The sequence below is a fragment of the Bifidobacterium sp. ESL0784 genome, from assembly GCF_029433295.1.
Lineage (GTDB): Bacteria > Actinomycetota > Actinomycetes > Actinomycetales > Bifidobacteriaceae > Bifidobacterium.
Map to the genome: position 1 here is coordinate 494,191 of NZ_JAQTHV010000002.1, position 14,972 is coordinate 509,162.

9 protein-coding genes are annotated in these 14,972 nt (G+C 55.7%); 4 read left to right on the plus strand and 5 right to left on the minus strand.

The window, feature by feature from the left end; genetic code table 11:
* Positions 1–86: 86 nt before the first annotated feature.
* Positions 87–911, minus strand: coding sequence for a 1,4-dihydroxy-2-naphthoyl-CoA synthase (menB, locus tag PT279_RS04410; protein WP_277165832.1), 825 nt, complete (start codon positions 909–911; stop codon positions 87–89).
* A gap of 50 nt (positions 912–961) precedes the next feature.
* On the opposite strand from menB, the gene PT279_RS04415 reads away from it, so the two are divergent.
* The 4 genes from PT279_RS04415 (at position 962) to PT279_RS04430 (ending at position 8,037) form a co-directional block, all read left to right on the plus strand.
* Positions 962–1,327 (plus strand): PaaI family thioesterase, encoded by a 366-nt coding sequence (locus tag PT279_RS04415; protein ID WP_277165834.1) that lies wholly within the window; start codon positions 962–964, stop codon positions 1,325–1,327.
* A gap of 203 nt (positions 1,328–1,530) precedes the next feature.
* Positions 1,531–2,838, plus strand: a complete 1,308-nt coding sequence (locus tag PT279_RS04420; protein WP_277165836.1) for an ATP-binding protein — start codon at positions 1,531–1,533, stop codon at positions 2,836–2,838.
* Positions 2,839–3,239: 401 nt separating this feature from the next.
* On the plus strand, positions 3,240–4,670 hold the full coding sequence (locus PT279_RS04425; protein ID WP_277165838.1) for a DASS family sodium-coupled anion symporter: 1,431 nt from the start codon (positions 3,240–3,242) through the stop codon (positions 4,668–4,670).
* A gap of 112 nt (positions 4,671–4,782) precedes the next feature.
* On the plus strand, positions 4,783–8,037 hold the full coding sequence (locus PT279_RS04430) for a BspA family leucine-rich repeat surface protein (RefSeq protein WP_277165840.1): 3,255 nt from the start codon (positions 4,783–4,785) through the stop codon (positions 8,035–8,037).
* A 311-nt stretch (positions 8,038–8,348) separates the two neighbouring features.
* On the opposite strand, the gene PT279_RS04435 is transcribed toward PT279_RS04430, so the two are convergent.
* From PT279_RS04435 to PT279_RS04450, 4 genes are all read right to left on the minus strand, one after another.
* On the minus strand, positions 8,349–10,841 hold the full coding sequence (locus tag PT279_RS04435) for an InlB B-repeat-containing protein (protein WP_277165843.1): 2,493 nt from the start codon (positions 10,839–10,841) through the stop codon (positions 8,349–8,351).
* Positions 10,842–11,151: 310 nt separating this feature from the next.
* A complete protein-coding gene (locus PT279_RS04440) occupies positions 11,152–12,453 on the minus strand; it encodes an adenylosuccinate synthase (RefSeq protein WP_277165845.1) in 1,302 nt (433 codons plus the stop codon).
* Between the two features lie 162 nt (positions 12,454–12,615).
* The gene (locus PT279_RS04445; protein ID WP_277165848.1) at positions 12,616–12,972 is read right to left on the minus strand and encodes a DUF1310 family protein; all 357 of its coding nucleotides are present in this window, start codon (positions 12,970–12,972) and stop codon (positions 12,616–12,618) included.
* Positions 12,973–13,329: 357 nt separating this feature from the next.
* Positions 13,330–14,661, minus strand: a complete 1,332-nt coding sequence (locus PT279_RS04450) for an InlB B-repeat-containing protein (RefSeq protein WP_277165850.1) — start codon at positions 14,659–14,661, stop codon at positions 13,330–13,332.
* Between the last annotated feature and the right edge of the window lie 311 nt (positions 14,662–14,972).

Here is a 14,972-nt window from a genome sequence, read left to right on the forward strand (position 1 = left end):
CCCCCAATCCGTTTCGACTATGCCATAGTCAAGCAACCGTTGCGCACGCGCAGGCTGAGACCCGGGGCGTGGGCAACGGCTTGCGATCACGGGAATTTCGGGAACTGGTCGAAGTCGGGCGTGCGCTTCTGGTTGAACGCGTCGCGACCCTCCTTCGCCTCGTCGGTGGTGTAGAAAAGCATCGTCGCGTCGCCGCCGAGCTGCTGCAGGCCCGCGAGCCCGTCGGTGGCCGCGTTCATGGAGGCCTTGATGAAGCGCAGGGCCATGGGCGACTTGGTCAAGAGCTCGTCGCACCACTTGAGTGTCTCGGTCTCGATGTCCGCGAGCGGCACGACCTTGTTGATCCAACCCATCTGCAGCGCCTCTTCAGCAGAATAGAAGTGGCCGAGGAACCAGACTTCCTTCGCGCGCTTCTGTCCGATGACGTCAGCGAGCAGGCCGGAGCCGTAGCCCGCGTCGAAGCTGCCGACCTTGGGCCCGGTCTGACCGAACTTCGCGTTGTCGGCCGCAATCGTCAGGTCGCAGACCAGTTGCAGCACGTTGCCGCCGCCGACCGACCAACCCTTGACCATCGCGATGACTGGCTTCGGGATGATGCGGATCAAGTGCTGCAGATCGAGCACATTGAGGCGCGGAACCTGGTCGCTGCCGACGTATCCGCCGTTGCCACGCACTCCCTGGTCGCCGCCCGACGAGAAGGCGAGGTCGCCCGCGCCGGTGAAGATGATGACGCCGATCGTGGCGTCGTCGCGGCAGAGCGTGAAGGCGTCAATCAGCTCTTCAATGGTTTTCGGCGTGAAGGCGTTTCGCTTCTCGGGCCGATTGATGGTAATTTTGGCTATATGGTCGAGTCGCTCGAACAGTATTTCGTCGTATGTTTTGACGGTCTCAAAATCGTGACTTGTCGCCATGCTGGCTCCTTAGCGTCATGTCCCCTATTGCGAATGCGAGGTTCGATAGTATGTCACTTGCGAATTATCTGGGCATCAAACAACAGGAAATCTCGCGGTCAAAGGTCATCTTAACATTGCCGGTTACAGAAAACGTTCTACAACCCTTCGGGATTCTGCACGGCGGCGTCAATGCTGTTTTGGCTGAGGAGGCCGCAAGTTTGGGCGCGATGGCACGGCTTGATGCCTCTCACGTCGCGGTCGGAGTAGACATCAGCACGCATCACTTCCGCCCTGTGACGTCTGGCACATTGACCGCCACCGCAACTCCCGAAAATGTCGGTAAAACGTTGCAAACATGGCGTGTAGAGATACGTATGGGCAGCAAGCTCACCAGTATTTCAACAGTCACATTAGCTGTCCGCGAACGCCAATGATTCCCAACGAATCATATGGGGCATTCCCCGGAATTCAGAGTAGATTTTCAAAATCCGCTGAATACCAATCAGACATTCACTCTTCGCAACTATCTCCAAAAAAATGTAGAAATTTACATTTTTTCGGAGATAACTTCGGTAATCGGGTATGATGGATAGCCAAGGAACGAGTAAACCGGGCTTGTAACAGCAGGGGGCAAAACATGTACCGCAACGCCATGAAGCAGCTTCTTGTATGGAAGCAGAACTGCGAGCGCAAGCCTCTTCTCGTCTATGGCGCCAGACAGACCGGCAAAAGCTATCTTATCCGGCATTTCGGCCACGACGAATTCAATGACATGGCCTACTTCGATCTCGAAGCCAATGCTGCCGCCCGCAGCGCGTTCGACGGCGACATTGAGCCGAAAACCATCCTGCGCAAACTCGGCCAGGTTCAAGGCAAACCGATCGATCCGGGCAAGACGCTCGTGGTCCTTGACGAGATTCAAGCCTCCAACCGCGCGCTGGCCAGCCTCAAATATTTCAACGAAGGCCTGCCCGGTTCGTTCGTCATCGCCGCCGGAAGTCTGCTCGGTGTCGCCGTCAAGCGCGAAGGGTTTTCGGCGCCGGTCGGCAAGGTCGAAACCATGACGCTGCGGCCGATGAGCTTCGACGAATTCCTGCTCGCGCTCGGCGACGAAACCATGCGCGACGACATACAAGCGCAATACAGATTATCCGAACAATACGTGCGACACGACGACGCGCTCGACCGCTACTGGGCCTACTTGCTCTGCGGCGGCATGCCTGAAGCCGTGGCCGCCTACGTTGCCGACAACCACGATTTTGGCGAAATTCGCACCATACAGCGCAACATTCTCGACCTTTACGTTGCCGACATGGCCAAATACGCCTTACCCACCGAAACCGCACGCATACGCGAGGCATTCAACAGCATTCCCGCCCAATTGGCCAAAGAAAACCATAAATTCCAGTATAAGATCGTTCACAGTGGGGGGCGAGCGAGCCAGTATGCCTTCGCGCTCGACTGGCTAGAAACTGCAGGACTAGCGAGCCGCTGCGTGCAAATCACTTCCGGCCAGCTTCCACTCGCACTGCACGAAAACCGTTCGGCATTCAAAATCTATATGGCCGATACCGGCTTGCTCGGCGCGATGAGCGAACTACCCGTCGAAACCCTGCTCAACCCGCAGCTGCGCGGCTCACTTGACCTTGGCGCGTTCACCGAAAACTATGTGGCGCAAACACTCACAGCAAGCGGTCACACCCTGCGCTACTGGACCAGCAAAAGTGACGCGGAAGTCAATTTCGTCGCCGCGCTCGGCGACCAAGCAACACTGCGCACCGCCACACCGATCGAGGTGAAATCCTCCGATAATGTCCGTTCGCGCAGCCTTCGGGCCTACCAAGACAAATACCAGCCCCAACGCTTGATCCGACTCTCCACCAAGAACTTCGGCCGAGAAAAAGACATCGAGAGCGTGCCACTTTATGCCGCTTTCTGCCTGTGATTTGCAATGAGCTCAAGGTAGATAACCGGGTCGGCCGATAGCAAAATAGAATTGGCTCTGTCAATTTATTTTTTTAAAATCTGGCAACCGACCTTTTGTTGATTGCTATATTTCATTGTCAGCGAAGACGAAATCGGGGATTTTTGCTAGTTTCTTTAGCGAATAACACGACAATTGTCGGCGGGAATTTTTGTTTCTCCGACACTATATGAATAAATGGCAGGTTCTCAAAAATCCGTTAGGCAGAATAACCCAAGTCATCCAGTGCAATACAAAATTCCACCATGTACGGTAGTCATAACCATGGGTTTCGTGCGCTTCATGGCGTGCTCGGAAAGTAACGGAAACCTTTTAAAAAGAGAATGAAAAGCCATGATTCGAAAGGACCGTGAGCAGCCATTATGTCTTCGGTACTCACCAGGAAGAGAATTCCCCTAGCCCTCTTCCTCTTATGCTGCATAGGCCTCATCTTCATGTGGTTCACGCCTGCGCCCGCGCACGTGCAGACCGCAGGCTGGCACAGCTTCGCCATCGTGCTTTTCTTCCTCGCAGGGTGCGTGTTCAACGTGGCCCCGCTTTCCACCCTTTCACTGACGATGATGACACTTCTGGGCGTCACTTTCACGATGCCGGCCGCGACGCTGATCTCGTTCTTCGGCTCCGCCCCGGTCTGGCTCGTGCTGTTCGCCTTCTTCATGGCCATCGGCTTCCGCAAGACCAACCTCGGCGCGCGCATGGCCTACTGGCTCATCGCACACTTCGGCCGCAGCCCGCTGGCTCTGGCCTACGTCATGGCCGCCTGCGATCTGGTCCTCGCCCCGGTCATCCCGAACACCAACGCACGCGGTGCCGGCATCCTCTTCCCGATCAATCAGTCGCTGGTCGAGGCACTTGACGAGCCCAAAGATCCGAGCAAGCGCTCCGTGAGCTCGTTCCTCACGTTGGCCACTTTCCATCTGAACCTGATTATCGGCGGCCTCTTCCTGACCTCGATGGCCACCAACCCGTTGGTCGCCAGCATGGCCGCCAGCACCTTCGGCATCAAGATTTCCTGGTTCCAATGGTTCGCGTATGCAAGCGTTCCGACGCTGCTCGCCGCAATGATCGTGCCCATCGTTATCCTCGCAATCCACCATCCGCAAGGCCAAAGCGCCGACCTCACCGTCGTGCACAAGACCGCGCAGGACAAACTCAAGAAGATGCCGAAGATGGCATTGAACGAATACCTCATGATTGCCGTCTTCGTGCTCGTCGTCGTGCTCTGGGGCACTTCAAGCATCACGAAGCTCGACAACACGCTCATCGCGATGCTCGGCCTCACCGCCTTGCTGATTTTAAAGATCATCGATCTCGACGACGTTTTCGCCGAAAAGCAAGGCTGGAACATCCTGCTTTGGTTGGCCCCGCTTATCGGCGTGACCGAATACCTCAACAAAACCGGCGTGGTCGGCTGGATCAAGCGCGTACTGACTTCCAGCGTCGCCGGCATTCCCGCATGGCTCGCCATCGTGGTCATCGTGCTGCTGTACCTCTACGTGCATTATCTGCTGACCAGCGTGCTCGTCCATGTGCAGACGTTCTTCATCCCGTTCGCGGTCATCCTGGTCTCGCTGGGCGTGCCACCGATCGTCGCCACCATGCTGCTGGGCCTGTTGACCTGCATCTCGCCGGGCATGACGCATTACGGCACCGGCACCGCCTCCATCTACTATTCCACCGGCTACGTCAGCCAGAAGGAATGGTGGAAGGTCGGCTTTATCGTCAGCCTCGTCAATCTCATTATCTATGCCGGAGTCGGTACGCTCTGGTGGAAATTGATCGGCCTATGGTAAATCGCCTACACGCATTACAATTCCCACTTCAAACCTCCGTCCGCAACAGCGACTCGGAGGCTTTGCAGGCTTTCTATGCGTTGCCTCAAGCGCTTCGGAGAGGTGATTACCGATGAAAAAACGCTGGTACACAACCCCGCTGCGTCTCGTCGCGGCAGTGGTATGCACAGTCATGACCTCCTGCGCAGTTTTTGCGAACGCCGATAGCACCGACTCACCGGTAAACGGTTCCAATATTCTGTCCGCCACGGAGCCAACCGGATTTGCCAACTCCGGAAGCAACAACGTGGTAAAAGTCTCGAACCGAATCAAGCCACAAGACGAAGCATCCGCTCCGCAGGTAGGACCCCAAGCCACCTGCAGAGCGACAAACTGGGCCAACTGGGGCACACCGTACGCCGGCGCTACAGGCGTGAGCGGCCAAGACCGCAGCACCATCCAATGGCAAATCACCAGCGATTGCGTACTGCACCTCACTGGCGGAACCAGCCCGGATATTCCAAACAGGGCAAGCAGCATACCTTGGAATTCACGGCGCGGCAGCATCGTCGGCATCAAGGTTGAAGGCAATCTCACCTTGTTCAAAAGCAATATCGACCTCAATCCCATGTTCACCGACATGTACAGCCTCACCAGCGTCGACACCACAGGCGGCTCTCTGCACCTGGCCGAATCCGCGGCGGCCGGACTGTTCGACAGCTGCACCTCGCTTTCCTCCATCAACGGCATCACCGGCTGGGACACCAGTCAGACCACAGGCATGGCCAGCATGTTCTACTTCTGCACGGGGCTGACGCAACTGGACCTCTCCGGTTTCAACACCGCCAATGTGGAAGACATGAGCGACATGTTCAACGGCGACAACGCCCTCACGTCGATCCGCTTTTCCAACAATTTCAAGACGGGCAATGTGACCAGCATGTCCAGCATGTTCAACGGCTGCTCGCTGCTGACCTCCCTCGACTTATCCAAATTTGATACCCATTCCGTCAAGAGCATGGCCCGTATGTTCGCGGGCTGTTCCAAGATCGTCTCCCTCGACCTCTCCAAATTCAATACCACCAGCGTCAACAACATGAACGCCATGTTCCAAAGCTGCAACGCCCTCACCTCCGTCGATCTCTCGAGTTTCAACACTTCCAAGGTCACGAACATGGAATTCATGTTCAACGACTGCTCGTCGCTGACCTCGTGGATCTATCCCAACTTCACCACCCCGCTCGTGACCAACATGAACTACATGTTCGACGGGTGCACCCTTCTTGCGACGCTCGACATCTCGAGCTTCGATACCAGCCGGACCCCATCGATGAGCAACCTGCTGCCCAGCGGCCTGCGTCGCCTGAAACTCGGCACGAACACCAAACTGACCAGCAGCGCGTTATCGAATGTCAACGACACCATCAACTGGGAGGAAATGTCAAGTCTCGACAACAACGCCTCCCACATCGGGCATATCGGCGCGTTGCCTGATCTGGAAACCCGGGTGACTTCCAGCAATCCCGCCGGTTCGTATTGGGACGGAAGACTGATGCCGACCAGTGTGCAGCTGAGCGTTGACGCCAACGGAGGCAACACCAGCTTTACCCCGGTCTCCTACGACACCACCACCGCAGCGGCGATCATCACCGTGCCGCGTGGCAACGTGATTACAGCAAACAAGCCCCAATACGTCTTCACCGGCTGGAACACCTGCGCGGGCGGCGGCACCACGGGAGGCTGCCAAGCCTACCAGCCGAACGACACCATCACCGTGGCCCAAGGCGATTCCAACCCCGCCAGAACCATCACGCTTTACGCCCAGTGGACCAAGGTACCGGCGCCCATAATCGACAACAACTCACCAATCGTCCACGCTCCCCTTGGCGCGAGCCCGACCGCGGACATCATCGTATCGAACACTGCGACCGGAACCAACTCATTTGTAGCCAATGCGCTCGCCAACAGCACCACCACCATCACCACGCCTTTGGGCTATAACAAAGCCGAAACAGGCACCGGCACATGGACGGAAACAGGCATTCCCATAGCCAGCATCCAACCCGTGATGGGCCGAACCTACGCCATCAAAGCGCTGACTACCATGACCGACCCTCTCACCGGCAACACCATAACAGCCGGACCTGTTTCGAAAAACGGCATGATACCGTATTTCAACATCACATTCGACGCCAATGGAGGCACAGGCGCTCCGGCCGACATGTCCGGCTTCGCCGACGTGGACAACCATTACCTCACCACATCCCCCATTCCCGCGAACGTCATCCCCGCCAAAGGCGAGCACGATATGTTCGCCGGCTGGGCCACCAGCCCGACGGCCACGCAGCCGGATCCCGCCTATAACCCCGGCAACCACGCGCCGACCTTCTGGCAGTACGACAGCTCGCACCCAACAGCCAAAACCCTGACGCTCTATGCCGTGTGGCATGAAGCGAAAGCTCCCGTCATCAGCGAGGTGCACCGCGACCCGACGAGCCATCACGTCATCGCGACAGGCACCGCCCAGCCCTGGAACGTCATCGGCCCTCCCAGCGTCGGCGGCTCTTCGAGCAGGGGACTGAAAGTCGATGCGGCGACGCTCACTTCGGACGGGACACTTTCCATCGCCGGCACCGCTTCCGGCACCGGCACCTCATCCGGCGGGCAAGTGGTCACCGTGCGCATACGCGCCTGCTCCACCAACACCACCGGCCCCAACGGCACAGCGCCTCCGGCCAAAACCGGCTGGAGCAACGATAACAACGACATTCCAGCAGGCTGCACACAGGTCTTTGGGATGCCGACCTCCTATATTCAAGTTCCCAGATTCCCTTCCTGGCTTGGCGGTCTCAATAATATATGGTCAGCCAATCTCAACGTCACCGGCAAACCATACATCTGGGTTTACACACAATATCAATCCGGCGCCATCGACGGACCGCTCACGGTCACCCCGCTCACCCAAGGCAGCGATAATTCGGTCAAGACCTGCGTCAAACCAATGGACGCTGCGGCCAACAACTACGTCTGCGGCACTGCGACCATGGATAACACAGCGGCTTTCGACGGCACCACCGCCCACAACTGGAGCCTCGATCTGCCCGAGAGCACTGCCTTCGACAGCTACGACACCAGCTCGCACCTTTACATCGACGACACCTGGCGAAACAATGCCTCGGGAGGTGGCGGAGGAGGCGGCCGGCTCAGCGTCATCTCGCCTGAAGCGTTCCTCGGCGGCACTACGCCACCTCTGACCAGCCTGCCTTTCACCGGCGACCTACGATACCGCATTACAGCACCGCTTGCCCTAATGATCGCTGCCGCGGCCGTTCTGATAGCCGCATTCGTGACCTTCCGCCGGTACGTTCTATCTCTGCGAAACCGGTAACGACCTCCGCCATTCATCAACAACTAAAAACGCAAGCCGTAATTGCGAGCACGCCATTCTGTTACTAGCGCCAGAAAGGCGTATCCGGGCACGTTAAAACGCACTATTCGCACACTACTGGCAGAAAAGTGCCTATTCACACCTCTAAAGTGCATCATTCTGACCTGACACCAGAAAATCACACTTTAAAAACCGTAAAACGCACTTTTCGGCATCCTTGAGCATACACGAGGTCAGTCATGCCATAATGAAGCGCATGCAGCGAACTCGTAACGGTGACGACGGCAACAGAATCGAAATCAATCCACTAATTATTCCATATCATCCAAACGGCGCCTGAACAATATCAACAAGCCAGCTACTGCAAGAAGGGCACCGGAAATCGCTGCAATCAAACTTACCGTGACTCCTGTGACCGCTAGGCCAGAAGTCGCATGAGATTGGTCACCGCCAGTACGAGCACGATTGCGAGAAGTCTGGGGAGCCCGGGGATTCGAAGAATTCGGGTCGCCGGAAGCAGACGGCGGAACAGACGAGGCACCAGCATGTTGTTGCCCATTACCGCTTGGGTTGCTTCCTTCCGAATTATTACCCGTTTCACTGCCATTTCCGGGAGTCAGCCCACCAGCATTTCCGCCAGAAGCCGAGCTACCGCCACCAGTAGAAGGGTCGCTATCCTTCTTTGTCCATTGCGCATACAACCATAATCCCCCAGCCGGCAGATTCACATTGTCTCCTGACTGATAACTCTGACCGCTTCCATCGGAGACGGTGTTCCACCCAGCAAATGTGTACCCTGAACGAACGAATGTATTGGCAGCAAGCGCGATTCTCTGATCTGTAACGCCAACAGAAGCCTGCATGGAGCCACTGCCGCCGTTAGCATCGTAACGGACATCAGCCGCATCAGCATCCCATATACCCCACAGCGTAGCGCCTCCGGCAGGAATTCGGTACGTAGATCCGCTCGGATAAATTGTCCGAACGGCAATATGCTTCACCGCTGTATCGCTCCATCCAACGAAATGGTACCCCGCACGAGTGCAGGAACACTCAGGCAACGTCACCACTTCATCGGTCACACCTTGAATATCAAATACCTTGCCGCACTCGGTATCAAAATGAGCCGTCGCAGCCTGAGCCTTCCATATCGCATATAAAACAGAGCTGCCAGCCGGCAAACGATACGAGCTTTGAGCGGCATAACCCGTGCCCTTGCCATCGGCCTGCGTATTCCACCCAACAAACGAATAGCCGTTACGGGCAAAACCGTTCGCTGCCAACTCCACGTCCTGCCCGGTTGCACCGGACGTCGCCGCGGTCACGCCCGTGCCGCCATTGGCATCATACGTAATCTTTGCACTCTCCGCCTTCCACACCGCATAAAGGGTTACGCCACTGGCAGGCATACGGTAGGTCGCATTGGCAGCGTAAGTATCACCCTTTCCGTCAGCTTGTGTGTTCCATCCGGCAAATGAATATCCCGGACGGGCGAATCCACTATTGGGAACGGTCACAGCCTGGCCGGTTACGCCTACGACCGCAGCCGTCGTCCCCGTGCCGCCATTAGCATCGAAGCGAAGTTCAGCCGGATCGGCCTTCCACACTGCATACAGTTTCACATCTTTCGCCGGCATGGTCAGCGTTGAAACGACTCCGGCACTTGATGGGTCAGCAGCAACAGCCACGGGATCCGTTTCCCTTTGGGACCAGCCCATAAACGACATACCTGGCCGAGTAAGCATACTCGAATCCCAGCAGTCCGCGTCCTTTGCCGCAGTGGGCAGAGTCAGAGCGTCACCCGGCATATGCAAGACGGCACACGCTCCTTGGCCACCCTCAATGTCCGTAGGCAACTTGCCCTCTCCGCCATTGGCATCATAGGTCAATGAACGCGTCTTAACGAACGTAATATCATCGACTTCATTACCGCTATCATAACTTGGAGAAGCCGTTGCCTGGAACATGAAACGGGTGGTTGTCTCACCCTTTGGCACAACATACTCACCCTCGTACGTTTCCCATTGCCCTTCATGATTGGCAGGGCTGGAATTAGTGACTTTAGTGGCGATTTCCGTCAATGGCCCGCCCACGGAATCATTGCCGTTGGAGACCGTCCTCATGACATTGTTTTGCACTTGCTCCTGCCCTGGAGCCCCAATTACCACTTGCATTTTGTCGACGAAGCCTCGTGTTTTACTGGTATGGCGCAACGACCATCGATACGTGGCTCCCGGAACCGTCTTAATATCCTGATAAATGCTGGTATTCAACTGAGATTCAGTGATTTCGGCATACCGATTGTTCGATTCCGCATCACGTCTGACCTCGACGGCGCCAACAGGGTTCACCGTTTGCGTCGAATTCCACCCAAACCGTTCATAACTCCAATCAGAGACTGTTTGCCACGGAGAAGTAGGGCCTTGTTGGGGATCGATCCTTGCCCAGTCATCCCAACCAGCATTATTGAAGGAAAGGCCATAAGGATAGTCGAAACTTGAATTCACCAGACACGAGGCGAGTTTACCTACTTGCGGCACACAAGAATCCGTATTTTCCGGCTGCTCCGACGACTGCGAAACGACACCCGGCGCCCGCATTTGGCGCCCGCCAGCTTTGCCGGTATCATCACTTCGTGTATTCCGTGTCGACGATACTCCAGAGTTTTCAACGGAACCGGCAAACGCAGAGCCCCCCGGAGCTATGCCGGCAACGACCAGTAAACCTGATACTGCAATGCCAATTATTCGCTTGAACATTGTGCTCTCTTCCTCAAAAACAACAGCAACATCACTGTCGCCCAACTCATCCGGTAGCGACCAAATAACATAGATGATTAGAATCTATCAGAATATGACGACAAGAAGCGAGGTCCAACCTATCAATCTGTGCTTTTCTGGCGTCAGCGTCACAAAAGCATAAGCTTGGCGTCCATCGAACACACTACGACAACATTGTCACTAAAAATGCAGCCTACTGCTTCTTAAGCACACCTTTCTGAGGACGGTATAGAAAAAGTGCACTTTAGCAACACTAAAATGCACTTTTGCGCCAATATCAATAACATGCACTCAGCAATCAGCACCTCTAGCAGTACACAACCGCAATCGGCACTCAGTCGACGAGCGAGCGGACCTCGATGATGTGATCGCGCTGCGGGCCGGTGCCGATAGCGGAGATGCGGCAGTTGGAGATCTTCTCGAGGCGCTTGACGTAGGCCTGGGTGTTGGCCGGTAGATCCTCGAACTTGTGCACCTTCGAGATGTCCTCGGTCCAGCCGGGCATGGTCTCGTAGACCGGTGTGGCCTTGGCGAACGCAGCCTGGTCGATGGGCATATCGTCGTAACGGGTGTGCGTACCGTCGCCGTTGTCGACGTCGTAGGCGACGCAGATCGGAATCTCGTTCAAGCCGGTGAGCACGTCGAGCTTGGTGAGCACAATATCAGTCAGACCGTTGACCTGCGTGGCGTAACGGGTGACGACGGCATCGAACCAGCCACAGCGACGCGGGCGGCCGGTGGTCACGCCGAACTCGTGGCCCTGCGTACGCAGCCATTCGCCGGAATCGTCGTTGAGCTCGGTCGGGAACGGGCCCTCGCCCACGCGGGTGACATAGGCCTTGGCCACGCCGATGACGCGGTCAATCTTCGTGGGGCCGACGCCGGTACCGGTGCACGCGCCGCCGGCAGTTGGATTGGAAGATGTCACAAACGGATAAGTGCCATGGTCGACGTCGAGCATCGTGGCCTGGCCGCCTTCGAAAAGCACGGTTTTGCCTTCTTCGAGCGCATTGTTCAAAAGTAATGAAGTATTGGCGACGTACGGTTTCAAGCGTTCGCCGAGCTTCAGCAGCTCGTCGGTGGTCTCGTCGACGTCGATCGGACGGCGGTTGTAAAGCTTGACGAGCATCTGGTTCTTCTGATGCAGGCTCGCCTCGACCTTGTCGCGCAGGCGCTCGGCATCGAAGAGGTCATGCACGCGGATGCCGACACGGTTGATCTTGTCGGCATAAGCCGGGCCGATGCCACGGCCAGTGGTACCGATCTTGTGCTTGCCGAGGAAGCGCTCGGTCACCTTGTCGATGACGCGATGGTACGGAGCAATGACCTGTGCCGATTCGCTGACTTTGAGGCGCGAGCAGTCCACACCACGAGACTCCAGCCCGTCGATCTCCTCGAACAGCACTTCAGGGTCTACCACCACGCCGTTGCCGATCACCGGCGTGACGTGAGGGTTCACCACACCGCTGGGCAGCAGGTGCAGCGCATACGTTTCGTCGCCGACCACCACCGTGTGGCCCGCGTTATTGCCGCCGTTGAAGCGTGCGACATAATCGACCTTCGTGCCGATGAGATCAGTCGCCTTACCTTTGCCTTCGTCTCCCCATTGGGCACCAATCAGAACAATTCCAGGCATACGAACCTCCCGAGATACGCGTTATTCCGCCGTTATCAGCCTACCGTCACGCCTATACCAGCATTTGGCGCGAAAGCCGGAATCTTTGATTATGGTTCTGGCTTTATTGCTCATTCTTCAGAAGTTTTCCGAGTGCAGCCGAGTTGCCTCCGCCGCCGCCCTTCAAAACACCGGTTTCGCTGTTTTATCGAGTGAAAAATACACGTACAAATCCGGCTTGTCATTGATGATACGGATTCCTAATATTCCTCCCATAGGACTATGTTTAATGCTCTTGTCGTCAACTTTATAAGACTGGATAACGCCGTCTTTAGAAAAAGCCTTTGAATCATATTGAGCTACCAATGTGTCTCTGAATACCTTGTCAGCTTCTTTGCTATACACAACGCTACGCATCCACTGCTTTTGATCGGCATGATACTTGGCCACGATTCCCCCAATCGCCACAGCAACAGCAAGCAGGCACGCCACGGCAATCAACGCGAGCTTGCCGCCACGCTTCCCCTGAACACGTTGCATACCAGCCGCCATATCATCATCAATAAACAATAAGTATTAAAAAACAATAACACCTATGGCATTCCCCTCAATCGACTAATCGCCTAGCATAAGCCCCTGAACACAAGCGATATCTTTACTATCGATTCAGACATACAGCCAGCAAAGTCGCGCTCCGTCACCCACGCTCACACAACGCGGTCAACGCCCAGGGAATCGAGATGACGCCAATGTCCTCTCGCATGAATGCGCATGACCACGGAAATAAAGTTGAATGCGGCGACCCAAGCATTCATGCACGCTACCGCCCAAACGGATGCATGTACAAAGCCGCGTCGCCGCACATCAGCTACCTTTACTCTTTAATCACTCGATTGTTCAGTTTCGCTTCCACTGCGCGCGCAGCTGAATATCGTGCGTCACTGGAGTACTGAAGTCATACGTTTTGTGATTGTATTGCCAACCAACAAACGTATAACCCCTACGCGTAGGAGCCTGCAGCTCGGAAGCGGTCTGGCCGGCGGAAACCCGCTGATCGGCGACACGGCTGCCATGCTCCGAGTCAAACTGCACTCGGTACGTACGGGTCACCGAGGGGTGCGAACCATTGGAGTGATTGCCCTGATGGTTCTGGTGATCCTGGTTTTGGTTCCCATGGTTCTGATTCTGGTTCCCATGGTTCTGATTCTGATTCCCATGATTTTGGTTCCCGTGATCCTGGTTCTGGTTCCCGTGATCCTGGTTCTGGTTCCCATGATTCTGATTCTGGTGACCCTGGTTCTGATCCCCGTGATTCTGATTCTGGTTCCCGTGGTTCTGATTCTGGTGATTCTGGTGATCCTGGTTATTTTGATGCGAATCATTCGCCGCGGGCACAGCACGCTCGATATTACCGGAGAACGCCGCGTTGGCTCCACCGACGCGCACATTCTGTTTGAATTGAAGCGAAACCTTGTGCGAATCATCCGTGTGATCCCAATTCACAGTTCCGGTCGCCGGATCATAGACACCGGTCGCAGGAACCATGGCCGTAGGCGTTACGTGCGAGCCATCCGCCGCGACGGCGCTCTCAAGCGACACGTTATCAGAGGATGCCGCATCGGGACGGTTAATGCTCTCCGGGCTAAACGACGCATTGCTCAGATTCGACAGGCCCGATAGTGGACGCAAATCATCGACATGGTTGCGGTCCAAATTAAGACTCTGCAAACCGTGAAGACCGGCAAGCGGCGAAACATCGTGCACATTGTTGCCGGTCATGTCGATGTTCTTGAGTCCGGCGTCGCTCGCCAACGGCGCTACGTTGTCGACATGGTTGTACCGCAAAGTGAGATCGCTTAGTTCGCTGAGCCCAGCAAGCGGCTGCAAATTATAGACATTGCCGAAACCGACCGTCAATGAACGCAGATGCGGCAAATTCTGCACACCCACCAAGGTATTGACAGCATTAGCCTTGACATTGGTGACGGAATCAGCCATCGCAGACGTGAAGACATCATTGATGCTGCTATGAGTCTGGCCAGCAACCGCCCAGGCAAGACTCCAGTCATGGAAGCATTGCACGATGGAGCTTTGATCCGTCACACACTCCGAACTGGTCTGACTCGCCTGAGCCGTGCCTGGCGCCAGCATAGCGACACCAGCAACAAGCGCTGCGGCGGAAACCATTGCTTTCTTCAACGATTTTGTTGATTTCTTTGCATTATTCATAGATTTCTATCCCAATCGACCCGTCATGTTTTGACGGAGCCAGAGTGAGACCATACCATCAAATTTCGCTGATTTCTAACCATATATGTTATAAATAAGCAGCTAATATCGTTTTTTGATTGCTATCCGCAATACGCTTCTCAGCGATCCTTTTTCCCTTGAATATCGCGGCAAACTACAAATGTACGACCAGAACGTCGACGACATCAAAATCACAATAGTGAGATACATCACACATATTTTCGTTCGGCGAACATTCAGCACGCGATACTTCATCTTCGCAACACCCCCGATCACGCCAGAAGCCGGCA

What these genes read in the sequence shown, in the direction of transcription:
- PT279_RS04450 (WP_277165850.1), bottom strand. Translation starts at nt 14,661, where the DNA reads ATGAATAATGCAAAGAAATCAACAAAATCGTTGAAGAAAGCAATGGTT.
- PT279_RS04420 (WP_277165836.1), top strand. Translation starts at nt 1,531, where the DNA reads ATGTACCGCAACGCCATGAAGCAGCTTCTTGTATGGAAGCAGAACTGC.
- PT279_RS04440 (WP_277165845.1), bottom strand. Translation starts at nt 12,453, where the DNA reads ATGCCTGGAATTGTTCTGATTGGTGCCCAATGGGGAGACGAAGGCAAA.
- PT279_RS04415 (WP_277165834.1), top strand. Translation starts at nt 962, where the DNA reads ATGTCACTTGCGAATTATCTGGGCATCAAACAACAGGAAATCTCGCGG.
- PT279_RS04430 (WP_277165840.1), top strand. Translation starts at nt 4,783, where the DNA reads ATGAAAAAACGCTGGTACACAACCCCGCTGCGTCTCGTCGCGGCAGTG.
- PT279_RS04425 (WP_277165838.1), top strand. Translation starts at nt 3,240, where the DNA reads ATGTCTTCGGTACTCACCAGGAAGAGAATTCCCCTAGCCCTCTTCCTC.
- PT279_RS04445 (WP_277165848.1), bottom strand. Translation starts at nt 12,972, where the DNA reads ATGCAACGTGTTCAGGGGAAGCGTGGCGGCAAGCTCGCGTTGATTGCC.
- menB (WP_277165832.1), bottom strand. Translation starts at nt 911, where the DNA reads ATGGCGACAAGTCACGATTTTGAGACCGTCAAAACATACGACGAAATA.